We start from the raw sequence: 24,369 nt of genomic DNA, 5'->3' as shown, positions 1-24,369 counted from the left end.
TTACGATATATTTTAGAGTCCAATAAGCAACAACACCAAGCGGTGGGAAGAAAATCCCCACCGCTAAAAATGTTTGTTTAACAAAACAAAGTTTTGCAATCCTTCTGCATTTTCGATGTCACATGGATGAACAGCTTCCATGGTAAAGCTTTATGTATGAATAGATAGGGGCGCACTCACAAGAGGAGGTGCCCCTATCTATTTATGTTATATTTGTGCGGTTGGACGGATCACGATTTCGTTCACATCAATGTCAGCCGGTTGTTCAATTGCGAATCCAATTGCGCGGGCTACCGCGTCTGGTGTCATGGCTAGTTTATCCCGGATGACGGCGAGTTGATCTCTTATAGCCGGGTCTGTTAAACTTTCGGTGAAATTTGTCTGCACAATACCTGGCGAAATGATGGTTACGCGCAGTTTATCACCAGCCTCCTGGCGCAACCCCTCTGAGATGGCGCGTACGGCAAACTTCGTACCAGAGTAGACCGACTGGTTCGGAACGGTCTTGTGTCCTGCAGTAGAAGCAGTGTTCACGAAATGTCCGAAACCCTGTTTGCGAAAGACAGGCAACGCTGCAGCAATGCCATACAAAACGCCTTTAATGTTGACGTCAATCATGTGCTCCCAATCTTCCACGCGCAGATCATCGAGAGGGGATATAGGCATAACGCCAGCGTTGCTGACGAGAACATCCAGCTTCCCGTATCGTTCGCAAGCCAAAGTAACGAGGTTGCATAGATCCTCGCGCCGTCTCACGTCAGTGCGTGCATAGACAGCTTCGCCACCCCTATTCGTAATACGTGTCGCCAGTGCTTCAAGGCGGTCCACCCCGCGCGCGCCAAGCACGACTTTTGCTCCACGCTCGGCAAGCAACAGTGCTGTTGCTTCTCCAATTCCGCTGCTTGCACCTGTAATCACGACGACTTTGTTCTCTATTCTTCCTTCCAAACTCATAGCCCCATCCTTCTTTCTTTGATCTATTTGCCTTAGGCCCTTTGTTGGCCTTGCAAGTAAATTTTAAGTAGAATTCAATTGAGACAGGTAGACCGATCAAGTCCAATTCTTGCCTAATCCTATTCGGCGTGCATATAATTAGCACATCAATATTAGCGTTCAACGGAAAGGAAGGTGAAGCATGAATGGTTTCGTCTCCTCCCCCCTCTGATATTTCTACGAATCTACAAGAACTGATTCGTCTGATTGATCAACGCGCGTCTTCGGACGGTACGTTTGTTTCGTCTGTGCCAGGACTTTATTTCAGACGTGCAAGCCATGTGTCCGAGCTGAATCATACGGTCCATATGCCCTCCCTGTACGTGGTTGCGCAAGGCTCAAAGACAGCAATGCTGGCTGGAGAAAACTATGTGTACGATCCAACAACCTACATGGTCACATCAGTTCAACTTCCCGTAACTGGTAAAATAACTCAAGCCTCGTCGGAGCTTCCTTATCTCAGTCTTCAATTATCCATTAGTCCAGACGCCATCCTGGACATTATCAAGAAGAGTCCTCCTCCATGTAACGTTAAGACTGGACGCGGCATACTGGTGAGCCAATTTGACCCTCTGCTGCTTGATGCGCTGCTTCGGCTTGTCAGACTTTCGGATACGCCTGCGGATATTCAGTTTCTTGCGCCGCTTATCACGCACGAGATCCTTTATCGTGTATTACAAGGTGAGCAGGGAGCTTTAATCAGGCAATTTGCCGTAGTTGGCAGCTATGCACATAGCATCTCCAAAGCGATCCATCTGATTACCCGCGATTACTCTAAGCCTCTTGTGATCGAGGAATTGGCGAAGGAAGTAAACATGAGCCCTTCTTCCTTACACAAGCACTTTAAAAAGGTAACGGCTATAAGTCCTCTGCAGTATCAGAAGGCCATTCGACTGCAGGCTGCACGCCGCTTACTGCTCTCGGAGGGATTGGAGGCCGCCACTGTAGGCTTTCGCGTTGGCTATGAGAGTCCTTCGCAGTTCAGCCGAGAATATGGACGCATGTTTGGACGGCCACCGATGAGTGATGTTAAACATTTGCGTAATTCTCTTAGTGTCTCAGTTGATTGAGAAGTTTATCGGGTGATCCGTGGAGGTTAATATGAAAACTTTCATTTACATGGTGAGACATGGCGAATCACCAAAGACGGAAGGAAATGAAAGAACAAGAGGTTTGACTGATAAAGGTAAGTCAGATGCTTTTCAAATAACTGAGTTATTGAGAGGAGAGGGGATCGAGGTTTTCGTTTCAAGTCCATATCAACGGGCAATCCTAACCATTCAAGAATTAGCTCAATGCTCAGGACAAGAAGTTTTAATACTCGAGGATTTTAAAGAAAGAATTTTTTTGAATGAAGACAACCGAATGCCTGATGATGAATTATTCCCTTTGTTAGATAAGTCATTTTCTGATCCCAACTTTGCTTTAACGGGAGGAGAGTCTAATGCAGTTTGTCAGAATCGAAGTATAACAGTCTTAAAGGAATTGCTAAAAATCTACCGAGGACGGAAAGTCGCATTAGGCACTCATGGAGCTGTAATGACTTTAATGATGGGGTATTATGACAAGCAGTACGATTTGGATTTTTTACTACACACATCCAAGCCAGACGTATACAGAATGGAATTCAATGATCAGGAATTAGTTGAGGTGAAAAGATTGTGGAACATGCCGTAATAGTTTGTGAGGAAAAGGTATAAGGACTATTCTCCAAAAAGAGACCACCCCTAAAAAAGGATGGTCTCTCTTCAAAGCTTTTCTTTTATAGCTATTGCGGTGAACCGTTAAGCAAATCCTCGGCTATTTTTACCAGGTCTTCCTTGGTCAGTGGACTGTCCTGGTTATCAGATATGTTGAAGTGTAACCGTCTTTTTTCATCAAGCCAGCCCAGTCGGTTTTTTCCGGCCTCCAAGGGATTGCTTGTTTTGCTTGCCCTGATGTAATAGGCCTTGGTTCCTTTAATTGTCAGTTGCTCAGCCGAATCCTGTTCATTTTGCATGATGGTTGTCTTTGTGACTTCAGGAGTGTATTTGGTGACGGTAATGTTTACATAGTCGTTTCCTCTCGCATACCGGGCAAAGGAGGTGTCTGACTTGTCCCAGCTCAGCTTTTGAATAAACAGATGTTCACCCTCCGGTGCAGCTTTGGCCTGTTGCATCAGTTTATCGGTTAAAGCTCGATATTCCTTTTTATCCATCATCCTAGGATATGCAGCGCCTGGATAGACGTATCCGAATTCAAACTGATAGCCATCTGGTAGATGAGTGGGGTTGCTGAATAATGGAGCCTCAGTTCGCTTGATTTCATCTTGTAAGCTGTTGAAACTTGAAAGTTCAGCTGGCTTGTACGCAAACAGGGCCGGATTAGATAGGTTGTTCTGATTCATAGAATCGTCCTTGACGTAATAGGCAGCATACTCTCCGGGCTGCAAGCGATCTTTCACTTTTTCGTTCCACTGTGCGTAGGTGGAGGTATACGTTTTCGAGGCGTCCGTTTCGGCAGGTGTTTTGGCGGTATTTAATACAACGTCGCCCTTACTGTTGCGGAATTCAAGATATTGCGAAGCGGCGTATCCGGTCACAGAAGCCCCTAACACAAAAAGTAAGACCATAATGGGAGCGGTAATGCGCGGTTGAAGACGCATTTTTACAATGAACCCCTTTTTGGGCGTCACCTTTTGGTAGACCTGTTCCATCACTTTGTCAGAAACGTCAAAAGCTTGGATTTTTAGGACACTTTCTGGTTCTGTCAGCTTGTCCATGTTTTTTAAGTCTTTGTCTTTTGGATCGGTGTATTTCAGATTTTGTTCCTGATTTCTGCCTTGTAATTCACGCATTTCGGGTCCTCCTTTATGGGTTCCATCATTTTTTTGAGCTTTGTTTTTGTTCTGCCGTATTTTTTCTTGATAGCTTCCTCGCTCTTGTTCATAATTTCCCCGATTTCTCCAAACGTTTTTTCTTCAAAAATGCGCAGCACCAATAGGTTTCGTTCTTCTGCATTCAGTTGGTCTAATGCCCGGCTCAGCGGTTCACTGAAAAGCTGACGTTCCAAAACCTGCGCAGCACTGTCTGAAGTCATATTAGTTGAGGTGAACAGGGTAATCTTAAATTTGCGCTGTAGATTCTTCCTGCGAATCAAGTTCAGGCAGTGATGATAGGCCATTTTATACAGCCAGGAGGAGAAGCCCATTGTCAGTTTGTACATGTTAATTTTTTCAAAAGCTTTGACCAAAATATCCTGTACGGCTTCTTCTGCCTCATGCTCACTTCCTAATAGCCGCCAGCAATACACAAATATCTGACGCTGATACTCCTTCACAATGTAGGCGTAATCCTGGATTTCGCCAGCTTGAACTCGTTTGATTTTGTATTCGATTTCCTCATTCAAAAATTTAGGCACCTCCTCTGATCAAAAAGAAAACTATACCTGTATAACAAATGAAGATGACCGAAAGGGACACCTTTTCTAAATTTTTTTAGTATTAAATCTACTCTCTAAGAGAGTACGATAAAGCAGAACAATTATCACCAACGGTGTTGATTTCATAGGGCTTGGATTTTTATTGTGGAAATAAATAGAATGATGAAGTATACCTATCAAAAATTTGAAAAGAGATTGTAAAAATATAAAAAGGAGATAAGAAATGAGGGTTTATGATAATAGGGGAGTCCAGATGGTGGTTGCACTTTTATATCCTGTTATAGCATTTGTTATATTAAGTAATAGTCATAGGATAGGTTCATGGACTATCCCGGCCATTATTGCAATTTTGTTTTGTCTGTTATGGAAAAATACTCTTTATGTAATCATCTCTAATGCCTTGATGTGGATTGTATCAGTACCTATGTGGTGGCTGCTAGTTGAACGTGTGAAAACAGACCAGGGCGCTGAAATTTTCATTTCGTCATTACCATTCATTATATTGTTATACATATTTGCTGTATTGCTACCCGAAATTTCAATTGTTCTATTTAGACATTACATTTTTAATAAGTTTAGACGTCGTAATAGTAAGTAATCTCTGAAACGATTCAGGAGTGCTTTTCCAAAACAACCTATGGATTAGGTAAAGTGGAAGGAATGAGAGATAAAATAAAATTAAGTTAAGTTAAGTCATTGATAAGGTGAAGATGACTATTGGTTTTATCCAAGAGAGCACACAATTTTCTTGCAAATTCAAAATGGAAAGATGAATTAAACGATCAAGAGGTAAACTCGGCAATCCCGCCCGTTAGCTAACGAAAACTATCGGCTGTACGGGCGGGGTTGCCTCACCTTCTTTTATGCAGCATACATCTACTTATTATTCCCTTTGCGTACCTTTAACAGCTTACCCTTTACGGTTGTATTCTTCATAATCTCAAGCACCAATGGACCCTTGCCATTCAGAATCTCGACATCTGTCACATTATCTAGAATCGTAATGATCCCGATATCATCTGCGTTGACTCCGTCAAGCTTAGCGATGGTCCCCACGAAGTCGACAGCTCTAAGTTTTTTCTTCTTACCGCCGTTAAAGTTCAGCTTCATAATCTGTTGGTTTAATTGCTCGCGCTTATCTTTTTTGAGTGCGGTTTTTACATGCAGTTTTTGCTCAAAATCTTCTCTACGGAGGTCAACAGCCTCTTCTGAGGGAGCCTTTACCTGCGGAATCGCGAATCCAATATATGCTTCGATATCAGCTAATCTTCGGCCATCCTTAGGAGTGATGAGGGAAATGGCCTTCCCCGTTTTGCCAGCACGTCCCGTACGTCCTGTGCGGTGAACATAGCTTTCCTTCTCAAGGGGAATATCGTAGTTAATGACATGGGTGATATTCGTGATATCAATTCCTCGTGCGGCAACATCTGTTGCAATCAAGTAACGAAATTGACCCCTTCTGAATGCATTCATTACCTCAAATCGCTCGTCTTGCTCCATGCCACCATGAATGCGATCACATGGATATTCAAGATCAGCCAATGCCCTGAATAATGTATCTACATTCTCCTGCGTACGACAGAAAATAATGCAGCTGTCAGGATTCTCAACAATGAGCAGATCTTGCAGTAGTGCCAGCTTGTCTGACTCCTTCACCTGAATAAGAGAGTGATCAATTGTAGCGGTCGTTATACCAGTCGCTTTAATCTCAATTCTAACAGGATCTTTCATATATTTACGTGACAGTGTGGCTACGTCCTCAGGGAAGGTAGCGGAGAATAACATGGTAACCCGATCACTAGGCAGCGCTTGAATAATCGACTGAACTTGCTCGATAAAGCCCATATTCAGCATCTCATCAGCTTCATCAATCACGAGATAGGCAATCCGATCTAACGGTAACGTCCCTCGTTCAATATGATCCAGTACACGTCCTGGCGTACCTACAGCCACATGCGTCCTTTGTTTTAACTCAGCCTTTTGGATATGAAAAGGATGTTTCCCATAAAGGGGTGTTGCTTTGATCCGCTTAAAGCGTCCAATATTCGTGATGTCTTCGGTGACCTGTAACGCGAGTTCACGGGTTGGCGTCAGGATTAAAGCTTGGGGCTTATTCTCATTCCAATCTACTAGCTCACAGATTGGAATGCCGTATGCTGCTGTTTTGCCGCTACCTGTTTGCGATTTGGCGACAAGATCCTTCTTTTCAAGCGCCACAGGAATGACTTCCGTCTGAATCTCTGTTGGCGTCTCATAGCCCAGGCTATTCAGCGCTCTTACAATTTCTTCACTTAATGCGTAATCTGTAAAATGCTTCTGACTCATTTTCAACCTCTTCTGCGCTGTATTTGAATACCATTACATATATAATGTCATCGTGTATCGAACTTATACTCATCTAGTATACTCTATATCCAGACAGCAAAGGGAGGCCATGAAGGCATGGGTATCAGCATGTTTCCATATCCGCATGCGTGAAAACATGTGTTACGAACAAAGGGCACCCAATCGGGTGCCCTTTGAACTGCCGTTAGCGCGGAAAATCGTATCAAAAGTATTGTTACGATGAAAAGTGAACCCAATCTCTCCCTTGGACAGCATCCATCTTTTTAAAGAAAATTTGAGCGCGTTTATTCTCGGTAGAAGTTATCCAGGCCATATGAGCATAGCCTTGATTTCGTGAGTATTTTTGACATTCTAAAAAAAGCTGTGTTTCTACTTCTGTATCTCTAAATGGTTCCAATACAAATAGATCGTTCATAACAGTGACTTTGTCTGCTTTCATCGTGCTAAAGGTAAAGAATAATGTAGCAAAGCCGATTAATTCTCCATTTTGTTCCGCCACAAATTGTATACCGCTTTGCTGCTCAAAAAGGGTGTGTATCAAATTATGGATTTTTTCGATAGGTGGCCTAGGGTTTTGATAAAAACCAACGATGTATTCATACATTAACTCGGTTAAACTGTTTAAATCATCAGGCTTAGCGTTCCTTATTAAAAATGACATTAGATGCACTCCCTTTTTTATTAGTTTTGAATTATTATACATAATAAAGCATATATATTCAAAACTGAATTCATTCCGAATTACTTAAGAAGTGTAAGTGTCACCTCTATCGTGTTATCAATAAATGATCGTTCTGGACGAGACTTTATCATTACGGTCAGTCCAATTAACGATACGACTAGCGCCTGTGATACAGCCTTCGCATTGAGCCCGATCTCAAGCTCACCTGATTGTATACCTCTTTCAATGGTTTCTTGAAATATAACCGCTAGGTACATTTGATGCTCCCTTGTAAGAATTTCAAACTTCTCATCATGGGGCGCAAGTTCAACCATTGTATTAATGCAAAAGCATCCTTTTCTAGGATTTTCCGCATATTCCTCATCGACCACACCTTCAAAGAAAGTCCGAAATGCTTCTTTTACAGATGGATTGCTTTGAAGTTTGGTTCGGATCAGAGAAGCACGGGACATCATGTATTTGCGCAGCGCAGCTTCGAACAATTCTTTTTTGCCTCCAAAAGTGGAATATATACTGGGTCGTTGAATTTCCATTCTGGAAGTTAAATCACTCAATGAGGTAGCTTCATATCCCTTCTCCCAAAATATTTGCATAGCTGCATCTAATACTTTATCTTCGTCAAATTCGCGGATTCGTCCCATAATCAATACCTCTCATTGTTCGTAATTTTATTCTTAATTCCATGACTCTGATCATAATTGTTAGGGGTCTTTATTTGCGTACCAGTTAGTATGTTATTATCTTATAATTAGCCCGTTATATTGTCAAATGCAGATTGGTTTATCGCACCAAGGAGATATCAGTATGAGGATAAATCAAAGATTTTTACTATATTTATTGACAGTACTCTTTTTAATGAGTTATATTTACTGGGAAAAATATTTTACCGATCGGTATGATATTTTACCGATATTTAATTAACATACAAAGAAAGCTATTAGAATAGGAGAGATGGACGATGGAGATAGGTATTACTTCGTTTGTAGAAACAAAGCCCGACGTTCAGACAGGTGAAGTGATAAGTCACGCACAGCGATTGCGCGAAGTTGTCGAGGAAATTATCCTTGCTGATCAAGTGGGGCTTGATGTGTTTGGTGTAGGTGAGCATCATCGGAAGGATTATTCTGCATCTTCACCAGCAGTTGTGCTGTCAGCGGCTGCAGCGCAGACGAAACGGATTCGGCTGACCAGTGCAGTGACAGTGCTTTCTTCAGCTGATCCCGTTCGCGTTTTTCAGGATTTTGCTACGCTGGATGGTATTTCGAATGGACGTGCGGAGATTATGGCGGGTCGAGGTTCCTTTATTGAATCTTTTCCACTGTTCGGCTATGACTTGGAAGACTATGATGAGCTGTTTGAACAACATTTGGAATTGCTCCTTAAAATACGGGAGTCCGAAAAAGTAACCTGGAAAGGCGGACATCGGCCAGCAATTAACAATTTGGGTGTGTATCCACGGCCGGTTCAGAATCCTTTACCCATATGGGTTGGCAGCGGGGGCAGGCAGGATTCTGCTATCCGGGCAGGTCTGTTAGGACTGCCCTTGATACTCGCGATCATTGGCGGGAATCCGGTAAATTTTGCACCACTTGTCCAGCTTTATAAGAAGGCAGCAGCGCACGCCGGTCATGAGGAATCAAAGCTTAGGGTTGGGTCGCACTCGATAGGATTTGTCGGAGAGAATAATGAGCAAGCTGCAGATACATATTTCCCTTCTACGATGGCAGGTATGAATAGATTGGGCAGGGAGCGGGGCTGGGCACATTATGATCGTTCTAGCTACGATGCCGCGCGCAGCTTTGAAGGTGCGCTGTATGTCGGCGATCCAGAGACTGTTGCCCAGAAGATCATTCACCTTCGCAAACATGTAGGTGTTACTCGCTTTATGTTGTATGTTCCGTTAAGCACGATGCCGCATGCCGAAGTGATGAGAGCCATTGAGCTGCTAGGAACAGAGGTAGCACCCCGAGTTCGGAAGGAAATAGCCAAGTGGGAAGCGGAGACGGAGAAAAGATTGTAAAAACCAAACATAGGAGTGATTTGCATGGATTTTGAAAATCGTTTATTACCAGAATTAAGGGCAGTAATCGCACAATTTCCTGGTTTTCAACTGGAAGAGAATTTAGAGCTGAGCAGAAGCTATTTGTCTAGTCCTCCTATTGAGCAGTCGGAGCACGTACGCACGACAAGCCGGATGATTCCGAGTGTAGCAGGCGAGATATTAGTCAAAATCTACGAACCTGCTCAGCGAACTGACGTTAGGCTTCCGGCCATGCTGTGGATTCACGGGGGAGGCTATGTGATGGGCCATCCTGATATGGACGATGCTTTGTGCGAACGCTTCGTGCAGGCGGCCAAATGCGTCGTCGTATCGGTCGATTACCGACTTGCTCCTGAGCATCCCTACCCGGCTGCCATCGATGACTGTTATGCCGCTTTGACGTGGATGACCGACGAAGCGGAGCTGCTGGGCATTGACTTAGATCGGGTCGCCATTGCAGGAGCAAGTGGGGGCGGCGGGCTGACCGCAGCACTTGCTTTAATGGCTCGTGACAAAGGTGGGCCAGCCCTCATTTTCCAAATGCCGCTGTATCCGATGATCGATGACCGCAGTATTACGGCGTCAAGTCATGAAATTACGGCCGATAACGCACCATGGAACCGGAAGAACAACTTGGCGGCCTGGAACATGTACTTAGGCAATCGTACCGAAGATAGCGAGGTGTCCCCATATGCGGTGCCGTCGAGAGCAGAAAGCTTGGCTGGCCTGCCGCCGGCTTATACGTGCGTAGGCCAGCTCGATCTATTCCGAGATGAGACGATCGAATATGTGGGACGCCTTGCCCAAGCGGGGGTGGACGTCGAATTCCATCTGTATCCCGGCACATTCCACAATTTTGAGGGAATAGTTCCACAAGCAGAAGTAAGCCAACGTGCTAGCCAAAGTTATGTAGACGCAATTGCAAGAGCCCTTAATCCTTAAACTATTAAATAGGCAGTCTCCAAAGTGATATGTTCCCAAAAGAGTAGGCAGGTTAAAACTTGCTACTGTAAGGGGAGCATATCACTTTTTGCATCAACCTTTTTTTGTCATTTCGGAGTTGTTTGGGATAAAGGAGCACCAGGTTTTCAGTCGCCCCGCAATGATGTAAAGTTTTTCGGGTAAAATCTTTACTTTTACATGTAGCAGATAATAACCTTACATTCTTATAATTGGAAATGTAAGCGATTTATTTAAGAGTAGGAATATTAAAAAACTATACGTATGAGGAGGAGATTGTATGTCGAAATTTAAAGTGGGCAAGTTGGTAAGCGGCTTGGCGTTGGCGGGTGTGTTGTTATCATCAGTTCTGATAAACCCGGCTAGTGCCAGTATGGCGAACGGTAGCAAATTCCTGGGGAATGTCATTGCGGGCAGTGTCCCTCCTAGTTACGGGACATACTGGAATCAAGTGACGCCGGAAAACTCGACTAAGTGGGAATCGGTTGAAGGCAACCGTAACAACATGAACTGGTCACAGGCCGATACCGCCTACAATTATGCCCGTAGCAATGGCTTCCCGTTCAAGTTCCATACGTTGGTATGGGGTGCCCAGGAGCCAGGTTGGGTTAGGGGGCTGTCGGCTGCTGATCAGAAAGCGGAAGTGACTCAGTGGATTAAAGCAGCAGGTCAACGCTATCCGAATGCGGAGTTTGTAGATGTGGTGAATGAGCCGCTGCATCAGAAGCCGTCCTATCGCAATGCCATTGGTGGTGACGGGTCGACCGGATGGGATTGGGTCATATGGTCGTTCCAACAGGCCAGACAAGCCTTCCCCAATGCTAAGCTGCTGATCAATGAATATGGAATTATCAATGATCCTTCGTTAACCGACCAATATGTCAATATTATTAATCAGCTCAAGAGCAGAGGCCTGATTGACGGAATTGGTATCCAATGCCACCAGTTTAGCATGGACACTGTTTCAGTTAACACGATGAACACTGTACTGAACAAGCTGGCGGCAACAGGATTGCCAATCTATGTGTCGGAGCTGGATATAACTGGCGACGACAACACCCAGCTTGCCAGATACAAGGAGAAATTTCCGGTATTATGGAAGCATTCTGCGGTGAAGGGAGTTACGCTCTGGGGGTATATCCAGGGACAAACTTGGAAGCCGAACACACATCTGCTGAACTCTAACGGCACGGAACGTCCCGCGCTCCAATGGCTGAGACAATATCTGCAAAGATAAGCTATGGGTGGCACTTAAACCCCAACAGATGCAAACTTTTGCCAAATGTCTGGGCTGGGTAGATGTTTATTTGAAGAAGTCTTGGCTGAAATGTTATACGCCCAAGGCTTCTTTTTATTTAGCTTAAACGAGGAGTGCCCTAATGAAGGGAAGGAACCACTTCATTAGGGCACTGGAGATTTACTACCACTATCGATCACTGCCAGTTTGTATGAAAGGACCCTGCTGCATCACTTCGTTCATAAGTATGGGCACCAAAATAATCCCTTTGTGCTTGCAAAAGGTTAGCATTTGAAATGCCTGTCCGGTAACTATCGAAATAAGTAAGTGAAGCACTTAAACATGGAAACGAAATACCAGAATTAATACCCTCACAGACTACTTTTCGCAATCCCAATTGATACTCTTTAACCTTTTCAGCAAAATACGGGGCGATTAAGAGATTAGCCAAATTCGGCTGTTCTTGATATGTTTCGCTTATTACATTTAAGAATTTGGCACGAATGATGCAACCACCACGGAAAATAAGGGCAATATCCTGTAAAGGTAAATTCCATCCGTAAAGCTCAGAAGTCATTTTATATTGTATAAATCCTTGCGCGTAGGCACAAATTTTACCCATATAAAAAGCTTGTCTAATGTACTCAATCCACACATTTTTATCTAAACTTCGCTGATCAATCTCTGGGCCTGTCAGGATATTTTCTGCATAAACTCGTTCTTCTTTTAAAGAGGAGATGTAACGGGCAAACAATGACTCTGTAATAATGGATGATGGGATTCCATGATCAATTGCTTGAATACTTGTCCATTTACCTGTGCCCTTTTGCCCTGTTTTATCCAGAATCACATCGATCAGAGGTAAGCCTGTTATTTCATCTTTTTTTCGTAAAATCTCTGCGGTAATTTCGATTAAATAACTTTTCAGTTCCCCTTGATTCCATGTTTCAAAGATGTCGGCAATTTCATTAACAGATAAACATAGCCTCTTTCTTAAAAATGTATAGACTTCTGCGATTAATTGCATATCTGCGTACTCAATTCCGTTATGTACCATTTTTACAAAGTGACCGGATCCTTTTGGACCCATATAAACACAGCAAGGGTCTCCGTCTACTTGGGCTGCTATTTTTGTTAGAATAGGAGATGCTTTTTCATATACGTCTTTATCTCCACCAGGCATGATCGAAGGTCCATGTAAAGCCCCAACTTCGCCGCCGGAAATACCGATTCCTAAATAACCGATTCCTTTTGACTTCAATTCATCATATCTACGTTCCGTATCTTTGTAATGGGAGTTACCACCGTCCATGATCACATCGCCTGCTTCAAGGAAGGGTACTAATGTACCTATTACCGAATCAACCGGTTTGCCCGCTGTTACCATAAGGAAAATTTTCCTTGGAGTTTTTAAGGAGCAGACAAAATCTTGAATTTCGTAGTAGGGATGGATGGAGTGACCTTCACTTTTTTTGACAAGATCGTCCGTTAAATCCCTCGTATAATTATAGACAGCGACTTGCTCGCCTTTACCAGCCATGTTTAAGGCGATATTACGGCCCATTACCCCTAAACCAATGACACCCATTGTGTTGGACATTTTTTCTGCTCCTTTTGTTTGAAATGAATAGGCCGTAGATCCTCACTTATAAACTTAGAAGATTCTAAGAAAAATAAGTGGGGGATCTACCGCCCGGGAATCGTGGTTTATACGAATAAACTTAGTACTAAAATAAATCCTAATCCGGCTACCGAAATGATGGTCTCAAGCAATGTCCATGTTGCAAATGTTTCTTTCATGCTTAAACCAAAATACTCTTTAAACATCCAGAAACCAGCATCGTTAACATGTGAAGCTATTAAACTACCCGCTCCCGTGGCGAGCACAACTAAAGCAAGATTAACGTCGGATTGTCCTAACATCGGTATAACTAAACCAGCGGTTGTTAAAGCTGCAACAGTTGCAGAACCTAAGGAAATACGTAAGATTGCAGCGATGATCCAGGCAAGTAAAATGGGTGATAATGTAGTTCCATTGAATAATTCAGCTACATAGTCGCCTACGCCGCCATTAATCAGTACTTGTTTGAAGGCTCCGCCGCCCCCAATGATTAAGAGCATCATCCCAATATGAGTAATAGCCGTTGTACAAGATGCCATTACATTTTTGATTGGGATTTTTCTTGCTATTCCCATGGTGTAGACAGCTACCAGTAAGGAAATTAACATGGAAGTTGATGCATCACCAATAAAACGGATCGCTGCTAGTAAACTATTATCTTCAAATCCCATTGTTTTTTGAAGCAAAGTTATAATCGTAGCAATAGACATTAAAATGACAGGAAGCATTGCAGTAAATACACTGATTCCAAATCCAGGAGTTTCCTCGGACTTAAATACTTTTTGTTCACCTAAAGAGGCAATATTACCAGTTTTCGTAAATGATGCAGGTACGAGTTTTTTGGCAAGCTTCGTAAATACAGGTCCAGCTAAGATAACGGTTGGAATGGCAATAATGAAACCGTAAAGTAAAACCTCACCAAGGTTCGCGCCATATTCACGGGCAATAACTGTCGGCCCTGGGTGTGGAGGTAAGAAACCGTGTGTTACGGATAAAGCTGCAATCATCGGAATACCGAGATGTAAGATAGAAACCTTTAATTGTTTTGAAATGGCAAATACGATTGGAATTAACAATACTAATCCTACCTCAAAAAATAGCGCCACACCGATAATGAATGAAGCAGCTACGACCGCCCATTGAATATTTTTTTCACCAAATTTGTCTACGAGGGTCATGGCAATTCGTTGAGCACCACCAGAATCAGCGATCAACTTACCTAACATCGCTCCAAGTCCAAAGATTAACGCTAAGTGACCAAGGGTTCCGCCTAATCCGGCTTCGATGGTTTTAACAATTTCTTCTAAAGGCATTCCAAGTGCTAAAGCGACGCCGAACGATACAATGATTAATGAAATAAAGGTGTTCAATTTGAAGCCCATGATTAAAACGAGTAATGCTAAAATTCCAATCGCTACGATAACTAATGGCATTGTAATTACCCCCTGCTTTTTATCTTTTTAGTGTTTAATTAAGCTTCTTTGATAATTGGAAATCCGTGTATAATCGTCTTCTAATACTCTGGATAGGTTAATGAAAATCGGCAGCAATTTCCTGTATTCCTTGGTTGCTTCTTCTTTTGGTGTATGTTTGTTGGTACTGCCAACCATTTCAGAGACGACTTCAAAGGACTGGATTTTTCCGGTGGCATACAAGCCTAAAATACAAGCTCCTAGACAAGAACTTTCGTAGCTTTCTGGAACGACGACTTCAGATGCGAATATATCGGACATCATTTGCCGCCAAACATCTGACCTCGCGAAGCCTCCAGTAGCTTGAATTCGGGTCACAGGACCGTCCATGCATTCAGTTAATGCCAAAAATACGGTGTACAAATTGTAAATGACTCCTTCTAGGGCTGCGCGAATCATATGTTCTTTCTTATGTGACATCGTCAAACCGAAGAATGAGCCACGTACGTCTGGATTCCATAAAGGCGCACGTTCACCAGCCAGGTATGGATGAAATAACAATCCGTCAGATCCTGGTCTTACACGTTCAGCAATCTTGGTTAGTACATCATATGGATCAATTCCTAGTCTTTTCGCTGTTTCTACTTCTGATGAGGCAAGTTCGTCACGGATCCAGCGAAGGACCATCCCGCCATTGTTCACCGGCCCCCCAATAACCCAGTGCTTTTCTGTTAAGGCATAACAAAATATTCTTCCCTTTTCGTCTGTTTGAGGCTTGTCTATAATGGTTCGAATGGCACCGCTTGTCCCAATTGTGACGGCAACCTCGCCTTTTCGTATCGCATTTACACCTAGATTAGAAAGGACTCCATCGCTAGCTCCAATAACAAATGATGTTTGTGGATCGATCCCCATCTTTTTTGCTAAATCTGAATCACAGTTGGTAAATATCTGGGTTGTTGGCACGAGCTCAGATAATTGAGAAGGGGTTATACCCGCAATTTTTAATGCTTCTTCATCCCAATCTAATTTTTCTAGATTCATCATGCCCATGGCAGAAGCTAGGGAATAATCCACTACATATTGATCAAAGAACTTTTTGAAAATATATTCTTTAATTCCGATATACTTTTTAACCTTGACAGCGGTTTCAGAAAGATCATTCACAATCCAAGCTATTTTTGTTAAGGGTGACATGGGGTGAATGGGTGTTCCTGTTCGTTTATAGACTTCATGGCCATTCAGCTCATCTTTTATTTTATGTGCCCATGCTTCACTTCGATTATCTGCCCAAGTGATACAAGACGTAAGTGGGAGGTCATGTTCATCCATCGCAATGACACTATGCATGGCACTGCTAAATGAAACAAACGATAGCTTTTTTTGTGAGTGATGTTTCATGATATTCGAAATGGCCTGTAGGACAGCCTGAAATATCTCTTCTGGATTTTGTTCAGCTGTCGCTATGTCCGGTGTATAAAGCGGGTATCCAATATTCTCTTGTTGGATGACTTCGCCCTTTTCGCTAAATAGAACGGCTTTCGTACTTGTGGTCCCGATATCTACACCCAACATATAGTTAGTCATTTGGTTGCACGACTCCTTTAGATAGCATTTGTTGTGACATCCATAGGTCTTCTACTTTACCTTGAACATCATCAAAGTTTTCATGTAAAGACTTGATCATGAGGTCTCTATCTTTTGCTTTGATTGCTTCAATATAAAGTTCGTGATTGTTTATAATCCGTGTAAAATCTTCATACTTTTCTTTGAAACGCATACGCATCGACAAAAGAATGAGACTTTCCATAACAGGCTTTAGATTATTCCAAATCATCAGAATATGAGAATGATTGACTGCACGAATAATCGTTTCATGGAATAAGACATCTTGATATGAAAACTCATCAGCATCACCATATTTAATGGCGACTTTCATCATTTCGAGTATTTTACTAAGTTCCTTCGCCAAATCATCAGTGTCCATCTTTACAAGACGTTCAAATACGAAGGATTCTATGAGCAGACGGACATCATAAATTTCTTCTATTTCTTTTTCTGATAAACCAATAACAACGGCTCCCATTCTTTCTAATCGAATGATATTTTCGGATGCCAGTATTTTTAACGCTTCACGAATGGGTGAGCGACTTACAGTGAAATCAGCAGCTAGTTTATTTTCAGATAATATGGTACCGCTTTCAATCCCGCCAGAAATAATGCGCATTCTAAGCTCGGAAGTTACGCGATCACCAGCTGAGGCTTTTAAAAGCCATTTGGAGGGATATAGGAATTCTGATTCGACCATCATTTCACCTTCTCAATTAATCAAGTATACTTGTATACAGGTATTATAATCTTAAATTTTAAATTTGCAAGCGTATTCATTAAATTTGTTTTGTAAGCCTGTTCGGACTTTTTTGTGCAAATGCACAATCAATTTCGTCTGTTCTTCAATATTTTTCACATACAGCAATCGATATAATGAAAGCGTAATCAAAAATTGCCCGGGGGGTTAGACAGATGGAAGGATTGACGATCAGTTGGATAGGGGCTCTGGCAGGGCTGGCTATTGCAATTATTCTGATATTAAGAAAGCTGAATCCGGTTTATGCTTTATTTTTGGGAGCTATTGTAGGCGCTTTATTGGGCGGAGCCAATCTGGAGCAGACGATCAGCGTGTTAATAAGCGGTACGCAAAGTGTGATGGGGACGGTCATTCGTGTGCTTGCCGCAGGTGTATTGGCAGGCGTAATGATGGAATCCGGGGCGGCGGAGACGATTGCGCAGGCTATTGTAAAGAAATTTGGCGGTAGTAAAGCGATACTCGCACTAGCCTTAGCGACGATGATTATTACGGCGGTAGGTGTATTTATTCCCGTTGCCGTGCTGATTGTGGCACCTATTGCATTGTCGGTCGGTAACAAAATGGGGATTTCCAAGCTGGCGCTCCTGTTGGCTTTGTCTGGAGGCGGAAAAGCGGGGAACATCATCTCTCCCAATCCTAATACGATTGCGGCGGCGCGCGGATTTAATCTGGATTTAAGCCACGTGATGTTGGCGGGCGTGGTTCCTGCGATATGCGGTTTAATCATGACTGTATTGGTGGCATCTATGTTGAAAACCAAAGGTGTGAAGGTGTCCGACCAGGATATTATGGACAGTGATGTCGATACATCGAAATATCCAGCGTTGGGACGGGCGATTGTAGCCCCGCTGGTAGCTGTTATTTTGCTGATGATTAACCCGATTGGTTCCATCTCCGGCATTGAAGCACTTTCGAGTTTCAAGGTGGATGCGATGTACATTTTGCCGATCGCCGGGATTGTGGGTATGCTGGCCATGGGACAAGGGCGCAATATCCTGAAGTATTCGGCCTCCGGTTTAAATAAAATGACAGCGACTGTGCTGATTTTGATCGGTGCAGGCGGGATTGCCGGTCTGATCTCTGCCTCCAACTTGTCTGCACAGGTGGTTGGCCTGATTGAAGCTTCGGGAGTTTCCGGTACATTTTTGGCACCGCTTGCAGGTATTCTGATGGCAGCCGCCACGGCGTCCACCTCGACGGGAGTTATTTTGGCGACAGGCTCGTTTGGGGAAGCCATTCTGAACATGGGGACGGCCCCGCTCGCCGCAGCTGTGATGGTGCATACAGGAGCTACAGTCATTGATTCCTTGCCGCAGGGCAACTATTTTCACGTCACGGCAGACAGCATGAAAATGAGCATTAAACAACGGATGGGATTGATTCCTTACGAAGCTATTGTGGGTGGGACGATGGCAATTGTAGCGACACTCATGTATGGATTTTTACTTTAATATTCACGATGGGGTGAGAAGATGAGAGAGAAAACATTTGTGCTGGCACCAGATTCTTTTAAAGAAAGCATGACGGCTAAAGAAGTGTGTATCGCGATGGAGAAAGGACTGCGCAAGGTCTATCCAGCAGCGAATTACGTCCACGTACCGATGGCGGACGGCGGTGAAGGAACGGTGCAGTCACTGGTGGATGCGACAGGCGGACAGGTTCGTTATATTGAGGTGACAGGACCACTTGGAGAACCTGTAACTGCTGCATACGGCTTGCTGGGAGACGGCACCACGGCGGCAATCGAGATGGCATCCGCCAGTGGAATCCATCTGGTTAACAAGGATAACAAGAACCCGTTAAAGACAACCACCTACGGTACAGGGGAGTTAATCCGTGAATGTCTGAACCAGGGAATTCGAAAAATTATCATCGGCATTGGCGGAAGCGCGACGAATGATGGCGGTACAGGCATGGCGGAAGCACTGGGCGCCAGATTTCTGGATGCAACAGGCAATACTCTTCCGCGCGGTGGCGGTAGTCTGGGCGAGCTGGCCAGTGTCGATATTTCATCACTGGATGGCCGGTTGCAGCAGGTACAACTGATTGTAGCCTGTGATGTGACAAATCCGCTGTGCGGAGAGCATGGGGCCTCTCAAGTATTCGGGCCACAAAAAGGGGCAACCCCGGAGATGGTGCAGCAATTGGATGCCAATCTTGCCCATTACGCCGATGTGGTGAAGCAGCAACTAGGCAAGGATGTGCGCGATCTCCCAGGCGCAGGCGCAGCAGGTGGATTGGGTGCGGGCTTATTGATTTTCACTCAAGCGGCGCTGCAAAAAGGCATTGAAATTGTGATTGAATACACCGGTTTAAAACAAAAGCTTGCCACGGCCGATATCGTTTTGACGGGGGAAGGCGGTATTGATTTTCAGACTAAATTCGGTAAAACTCCTTATGGAGTAGCTCAGGCGGCCAAACAGTCTGGCAAAAAGGTTATTGCGGTTGCAGGTTATATCGGGGAAGGGATCGACACGTTGTACAAGGAAGGAATAGATGCGGTGTTCGGCATCGTACCGGGAGCCTCGGAGCTCGGTAAGCTGCTGGCCGAAGGGCCGCAAAACGTAGAGCGTACGTGCGAGAATATCGCAAGAGTACTTCAATTCAGCGAGAAGTGAACCGAATAATACGAGCGCTCGCCTGTAATCCCGAGCTTAGCTAAAGCCGGATTGACTGAGAAATTGGGAGTGCGGCGAGCGGATACATGATATTTCTGGCGTATGGTCAGGGGCGTGAAACAGCTGTTCATTGATACAGTGCCAATAAGCCGTGCGTAAGCTCAAAAAGCTGAAGGAGATTCCGGGGATCTTTACCAGTTAAGGTATGGATGCGCTTCAGGCGGTATTGCAGCGTATTTCGGTGAATGTTTAATTCATCTGCCGTAAAGGAGACACTGCCGTTATGGTTAATAAAGCTTCGCAGCGTATCCAGCAAATCCACGGTATCCTCCAGCTTGCTCACCAGATAGATCGTGTTCGTCAGGTTCGTTTGACTCAATTTGACCAGAAATTCGACTTCCGCAAAAGAAATTTTTTGCACAGGCGGGCGCAAAGCCAGTAAAACATTCATAGCTGACTTGGCTTGCATATAAACATCCGCAATGTTGTGCTCTTGTCTGCTGACCGTAATCAGCACATCGGGATGGCTGCGCACAAGTGGCTCTAGCAGTTTGTCTGTCGGTTCCTGATTTTGTATTAGGACGAGATAACAATCTTCCTCCATACGAAAGGAGGGATGCTGCATGAATATATTGGACAACTCGGCTAAATGAGCTGGATCAGCAGGCAGATACTTTACATATACAGCCGAAGTTTTTAGAAGCAAATCAATGTGATATTGAGCTGCTTCTTTTTTTATTTTTTGCGTGTAGGCTCCCTGATGATTCAATAACATTTCCAGCACAGATTTTTTGCGATTGGCTTCATAGGCCAGATGCTCCAATGAGATGCGCTGTTCGATCAGGAGAGATACTGTAGTTTTAACAATATTGCAAAAAGGACGCACTTCATCAGGATTGCCTGAAATACCAATCACGCCAACTAACTCATGATGAATGACAATCGGTTCGTTGGTTCCCTTTTTCTCATAGTGGCCGTCCTGCCACACTTCAATCATTTTCCCGGTTTCGAGCGCCTGAACAGCGCCTTGGTGAATGGTTCCGATTCGTTCACTCTCGCCGCTGCCAATGATGATGCCTCGTTCATTCATTATATTGATATTGTATGGAATATCCTTCATCATTTTGTCTACGATGTCTTGGGCTTGTTTTTCGGAGAGCTGAAACAAATCCGGATTCCTCCTTTATCTATCGTGATATAGTGTACCTTAATGTACTACCTTTATGAAAGGGTTTCCAATTTATTGTGCATCTGAACAATATGATAAGGCAGGTCGCCGAGCATGTCAGTCCATTTTATCATAGATGTGAAGAATCGTTGTACGCAAAAAAACAGGGCTCTAAGGAGCACCTGCTTTTTGTGTCTATCCTTTTTATTGCCAGCCACGCTGACTAATGACGAACCTCGCGGAAGCTATAGATAATGTCGTGCAGTTCTTTCTTTAAACGGCCGTCTTTAGACGCTGGGGCATATCCTAGCACCTGGTAGTAATCCTTTTCGGTCTCTATAATCGCTACGTGGGTGATATATTTATCCACATCTTTTTTACCTTTAATCGCGAACTCAAGGGCAGGATATCCATGAATGGTTGTATTAGAGACAGGTCCTACACTGGACAGGTTCCACTCTTTGGTTAAGTTATTTTCAGCTTTCTTACCATACTGTTGGAGAGTTATATTGCCCAATTGCTTTTTCGAGTGGGATAGTACCACAACGGACTTTTGAATGTACGGATTAAATATCGCAATCTCTGCTTTTCCTTCACGGTCCGGATCTGTTGACCAGTCCAGTGGGGCTGTGATTTGAAATCGTCCATCTTTACTCACATAGCTTTGCTCTTTCTTGCTCACTGGAGCTTCAGGAGGCACGTAACTATTTGCCAGTATAAAAATAGCATTTACAAACGAGGCTCCCAAGATCACTATGGCGGTAAAAAATATAAACAGCGAACGTTTCATTGTCTTTTTGCTAATCGGCTCTAAATCCCGTACCTTTACAACATATGTACCTGCAGCTAAATCACCAATTCGTTGTCTAGATGCAGTTACTAACACGCTGATACCAGCAGGTATCCCACCCATTAGCAACGGATTGGTATCGATTAGCCTGAGCAGCGTACGAATGAGTGATTTAAGAAAACCAGGAGGCTTACCTTCCCCGTTAACCACCTTAATACGAAAGACGAACTTACCCAGCGTATAGCCTGTGTAACCTTCCAAAAGCAAATAATAGCTGAAGAAAGCAATAAGCAGAATACAACGGGATGCAATCGCTAAAGGCCAAAACCATCTATCCGTTATTTGAATGACAGAAATAAAGAAACAAATATACCCAAGATAAAAAAATATGCAATCAAAAACTGTTGCTCCCCACCGTCTAAACAGAGTAGAGTTCCCGTATGTTTTTGATAACGCCGCCATCCTGTTTGGATCTACCCCATAATTTTGACCATGCCGAATGTACATCTGTCTTGAAGATTCCTGCGGGTTGTGTGGTACGTGCTGTTCGTCCAAAAAATACACCTCTTCTTAATAATTAAAAACACACTCCTTATATTAACGGTCATTTTACAATCCATGTTTAGGAAAACATTCTATAAACAAAGAAATTATTATAAATATCCCTTCCTCTCATTTACTCTATAATTGGAAGAAGAAAGTAACGATAGACTCGGGAGGTATGGGTATGCAAGAAGAGCTGGCAAAAGCGAACAAGGCAGCAAGAGGTGAGAATGTGAAAGGTGAGTTTCCGGTTATAACGACCGAACGTCTCGTATTACGAAAAATGGTAGCGACGGACAGCAAGGACATGTTGGAATACTTTTCAGATGAGCAGGTTATGAAGTTTTATGGACTGAGCCCGTTTGAGTCTGAACAGGATGTACTGGATGAGATCAGTTGGTATGATCGGATTTTTGAGACAGATCAGGGAATACGCTGGGCTCTTCAAACGAATGAAGGTAAAATCATCGGTTCTTGCGGGTTTCATAACTGGGACCAACGTCATCACCGGGCAGAAATGGGCTATGAATTGTCCAGAGACTATTGGGGCCAAGGGTTAATGTTGGAGGTACTTGCAGCTGTAATCGACTATGGGTTTAATACCCTCTCATTGAACCGCATTCAGGCGCTAGTAGAGCCAGAGAATGCACAATCCTTGCGTTTGCTCGAAAAAGCAGGCTTTCGGCAGGAAGGGCTCCTCTCCCAATATGAATTTACGTCCGGGAAATATGATGATCTTTACATGTGCGCGTTGGTCAAATCAGAGTATATCAATCGTTCTCAGTAATGATAGATGTAGGTGAATCAAGCAGGGGAGCATGGATAGGAAGAAGGTTGATCATTGTACAACATGATCGACCTTCTTTTTGGATAAAGCAATAAAAAACCCCTTAAAGAAGGGGATTGGTGCTGGGTGTTGTAGGGTTACAATTCGTGTCGCTAAGATCAGGATTGGTAGAGAGGTCGCGATAATGGCTGAGCTTATATTTAATAATTTTTTGGGTCTCCATAAGTCTGGAGATTTCTTGTTGAATCTTCTGATTATGTTTTTCAAGTAAGGAGTGTCTAATCGGAATGGTGCTGTTGCCTTGCATCGAAAGTTCTCGATAATGCTTCATTTCCTCTATGGTCATTCCAGTGGCTTTTAATCGGGTTAGAAAGATAATCCCCAGAATCTGATCTCTACTGTAGAACCTGTGTCCGTTAGCCTTTCGTTCTGCATAAGGCAGCAAGCCAATTCGCTCGTAATAGCGTATGGTATCCTCTGTTAAACCTGTTAGTTCTGCAGCTTGACGAATAGAGGTTATCGTCTCCGGAATTTCCTGCAAAGTACCCCACTCCTTCACTGTAACGATTACCAAGGCACTTCTCCATTCGAGTCGAAAAATCCTCCTGACGGCCCGTCATTATTTAAAGCGGCTAAACGTACAACGACAGCAGCAGCCTGTTGTACCGAACCCGGTCCTGTAAAGCCGTTTAAGTCAGTGGCGGTAAAGCCAGGGTCAGCCGAATTAATTTTGAGAGGTGAGTCTTTGAATTCTTTGGCAAGGGTGACGGTGAACATATTAACCGCTGCTTTGCTGCTATTGTAGGCAAGCAAATTAAATTGTGCATGCTCATGCTCAGGATCGCTATTATAGGTTAACGAACCAAGGCCACTCGACAAATTAACGATTCTACCGCATGGAGATTCTTGCAATAAAGGCAGCATGGCTTGCGTCACCGCGACCAAACCGAAAAAGTTCGTTGCATACGTTTCTCTTAAATCGTCTAAAGAGAACTGACTTGGAGGAGTGGCTCCTCCCAAAGATATACCGGCATTGTTGATGAGTACATCAAGGGAACCGAATTCTTGTTTGATCTGTTGGACTGCGGAATCAATCGTACTGTGATTCGTCACGTCTAACAAAATCAATCGGGCTTTTACTCCCTCATTAGCCAACTTAGCCACCGCTTCCCGGCCGCTCTGCTCATTCCGTGAGCCAATCAGGATTGTATAACCCATACCCCCCAATTGTCTGGCTGTTTCATACCCGATGCCTTTGTTGGCCCCAGTAATAAGAACTGTTTTTCCAATGGTCATGAGTGATTCCTCTTTTCATTATTCTTGAATTTGGCGGCCACCATGCTTTAAATGTACTACTTGGAGTATACTTAAAGTCAACACAAA

The 24,369-nt window shown here is 43.7% G+C and carries 22 protein-coding genes; 8 read left to right on the top strand and 14 right to left on the bottom strand.

All coding sequences use genetic code 11. The annotated features are described in order from the left end of the window. Positions 1–207: 207 nt before the first annotated feature. A complete protein-coding gene (locus tag MKX46_RS15070; RefSeq protein ID WP_049817054.1) occupies positions 208–954 on the bottom strand; it encodes an SDR family oxidoreductase in 747 nt (248 codons plus the stop codon). Positions 955–1,139: 185 nt separating this feature from the next. On the opposite strand from MKX46_RS15070, the gene MKX46_RS15065 reads away from it, so the two are divergent. Continuing rightward, positions 1,140–2,063, top strand: a complete 924-nt coding sequence (locus MKX46_RS15065) for an AraC family transcriptional regulator (protein ID WP_029518889.1) — start codon at positions 1,140–1,142, stop codon at positions 2,061–2,063. Positions 2,064–2,094: 31 nt separating this feature from the next. Further along, positions 2,095–2,670 (top strand): histidine phosphatase family protein, encoded by a 576-nt coding sequence (locus MKX46_RS15060; RefSeq protein ID WP_341071415.1) that lies wholly within the window; start codon positions 2,095–2,097, stop codon positions 2,668–2,670. Between the two features lie 91 nt (positions 2,671–2,761). Here MKX46_RS15060 and MKX46_RS15055 read toward each other — a convergent pair whose 3' ends face one another. The 5 genes from MKX46_RS15055 to MKX46_RS15035 form a co-directional block, all read right to left on the bottom strand. After that, the gene (locus MKX46_RS15055; RefSeq protein WP_341071414.1) at positions 2,762–3,829 is read right to left on the bottom strand and encodes a DUF4367 domain-containing protein; all 1,068 of its coding nucleotides are present in this window, start codon (positions 3,827–3,829) and stop codon (positions 2,762–2,764) included. Next, a complete protein-coding gene (locus MKX46_RS15050; RefSeq protein WP_340933745.1) occupies positions 3,790–4,380 on the bottom strand; it encodes an RNA polymerase sigma factor in 591 nt (196 codons plus the stop codon). The genes MKX46_RS15055 and MKX46_RS15050 overlap by 40 nt, the downstream gene beginning before the upstream one ends. A gap of 909 nt (positions 4,381–5,289) precedes the next feature. Further along, on the bottom strand, positions 5,290–6,738 hold the full coding sequence (locus MKX46_RS15045) for a DEAD/DEAH box helicase (RefSeq protein ID WP_029518884.1): 1,449 nt from the start codon (positions 6,736–6,738) through the stop codon (positions 5,290–5,292). Positions 6,739–6,973: 235 nt separating this feature from the next. Then, positions 6,974–7,420, bottom strand: a complete 447-nt coding sequence (locus MKX46_RS15040; protein ID WP_029518883.1) for a GNAT family N-acetyltransferase — start codon at positions 7,418–7,420, stop codon at positions 6,974–6,976. 80 nt (positions 7,421–7,500) lie between these two features. After that, a complete protein-coding gene (locus MKX46_RS15035; protein WP_029518882.1) occupies positions 7,501–8,082 on the bottom strand; it encodes a TetR/AcrR family transcriptional regulator in 582 nt (193 codons plus the stop codon). A 317-nt stretch (positions 8,083–8,399) separates the two neighbouring features. Here MKX46_RS15035 and MKX46_RS15030 point away from each other — a divergent pair, with 317 nt between their 5' ends. From MKX46_RS15030 to MKX46_RS15020, 3 genes are all read left to right on the top strand, one after another. Continuing rightward, on the top strand, positions 8,400–9,461 hold the full coding sequence (locus MKX46_RS15030) for an LLM class flavin-dependent oxidoreductase (RefSeq protein ID WP_029518881.1): 1,062 nt from the start codon (positions 8,400–8,402) through the stop codon (positions 9,459–9,461). Between the two features lie 24 nt (positions 9,462–9,485). Next, on the top strand, positions 9,486–10,424 hold the full coding sequence (locus tag MKX46_RS15025) for an alpha/beta hydrolase (protein WP_341071412.1): 939 nt from the start codon (positions 9,486–9,488) through the stop codon (positions 10,422–10,424). Between the two features lie 298 nt (positions 10,425–10,722). Then, on the top strand, positions 10,723–11,679 hold the full coding sequence (locus tag MKX46_RS15020) for an endo-1,4-beta-xylanase (RefSeq protein WP_318627778.1): 957 nt from the start codon (positions 10,723–10,725) through the stop codon (positions 11,677–11,679). 196 nt (positions 11,680–11,875) lie between these two features. Here MKX46_RS15020 and gnd read toward each other — a convergent pair whose 3' ends face one another. The 4 genes from gnd to MKX46_RS15000 all read right to left on the bottom strand — a co-directional run bounded on the left by gnd (position 11,876) and on the right by MKX46_RS15000 (position 17,023). Further along, positions 11,876–13,279 carry a decarboxylating NADP(+)-dependent phosphogluconate dehydrogenase gene (gene gnd / locus MKX46_RS15015; protein ID WP_340957464.1) on the bottom strand — a complete coding sequence of 468 codons (1,404 nt, stop codon included), beginning with the start codon at positions 13,277–13,279 and terminating at the stop codon, positions 11,876–11,878. Between the two features lie 107 nt (positions 13,280–13,386). After that, positions 13,387–14,733, bottom strand: coding sequence for a GntP family permease (locus MKX46_RS15010; RefSeq protein WP_029518877.1), 1,347 nt, complete (start codon positions 14,731–14,733; stop codon positions 13,387–13,389). 27 nt (positions 14,734–14,760) lie between these two features. After that, entirely contained in the window at positions 14,761–16,299 is a 1,539-nt protein-coding gene (gene gntK / locus MKX46_RS15005) for a gluconokinase (protein ID WP_318627776.1), read from the bottom strand. Further along, positions 16,292–17,023, bottom strand: a complete 732-nt coding sequence (locus tag MKX46_RS15000) for a GntR family transcriptional regulator (protein WP_029518875.1) — start codon at positions 17,021–17,023, stop codon at positions 16,292–16,294. The genes gntK and MKX46_RS15000 overlap by 8 nt, the downstream gene beginning before the upstream one ends. 212 nt (positions 17,024–17,235) lie before the next feature. Between MKX46_RS15000 and MKX46_RS14995 the strand changes: the two genes are divergently transcribed. Next, positions 17,236–18,531 carry a GntP family permease gene (locus MKX46_RS14995; protein WP_025719225.1) on the top strand — a complete coding sequence of 432 codons (1,296 nt, stop codon included), beginning with the start codon at positions 17,236–17,238 and terminating at the stop codon, positions 18,529–18,531. Between the two features lie 21 nt (positions 18,532–18,552). After that, positions 18,553–19,698: a glycerate kinase family protein gene (locus MKX46_RS14990; RefSeq protein WP_029518874.1), complete on the top strand. Its 1,146-nt coding sequence runs from the start codon at positions 18,553–18,555 to the stop codon at positions 19,696–19,698. Between the two features lie 127 nt (positions 19,699–19,825). Here the strand turns inward: MKX46_RS14990 and MKX46_RS14985 are convergent, their stop codons facing one another. After that, positions 19,826–20,866, bottom strand: coding sequence for a CdaR family transcriptional regulator (locus tag MKX46_RS14985; RefSeq protein ID WP_029518873.1), 1,041 nt, complete (start codon positions 20,864–20,866; stop codon positions 19,826–19,828). A 223-nt stretch (positions 20,867–21,089) separates the two neighbouring features. Further along, positions 21,090–22,220 (bottom strand): RDD family protein, encoded by a 1,131-nt coding sequence (locus MKX46_RS14980; protein WP_239645251.1) that lies wholly within the window; start codon positions 22,218–22,220, stop codon positions 21,090–21,092. Positions 22,221–22,431: 211 nt separating this feature from the next. Between MKX46_RS14980 and MKX46_RS14975 the strand changes: the two genes are divergently transcribed. Next, entirely contained in the window at positions 22,432–22,986 is a 555-nt protein-coding gene (locus MKX46_RS14975) for a GNAT family N-acetyltransferase (RefSeq protein WP_340887125.1), read from the top strand. A 103-nt stretch (positions 22,987–23,089) separates the two neighbouring features. Here the strand turns inward: MKX46_RS14975 and MKX46_RS14970 are convergent, their stop codons facing one another. Together MKX46_RS14970 and MKX46_RS14965 are read right to left on the bottom strand one after the other, a co-directional pair. Further along, positions 23,090–23,560 (bottom strand): MerR family transcriptional regulator, encoded by a 471-nt coding sequence (locus MKX46_RS14970; protein WP_239645250.1) that lies wholly within the window; start codon positions 23,558–23,560, stop codon positions 23,090–23,092. Further along, complete coding sequence (locus MKX46_RS14965) at positions 23,554–24,282, bottom strand: SDR family oxidoreductase (protein ID WP_341071411.1); 729 nt, start codon at positions 24,280–24,282, stop codon at positions 23,554–23,556. Before MKX46_RS14965 ends, MKX46_RS14970 begins: the two co-directional genes overlap by 7 nt. Between the last annotated feature and the right edge of the window lie 87 nt (positions 24,283–24,369).

Origin of the sequence: Paenibacillus sp. FSL P4-0113 (genome assembly GCF_038009305.1) — a bacterium.
Lineage (GTDB): Bacteria > Bacillota > Bacilli > Paenibacillales > Paenibacillaceae > Paenibacillus > Paenibacillus polymyxa_D.
Note: the sequence above shows the minus strand (reverse complement) of the source record. Positions and strands in the feature narration are given on the sequence as shown.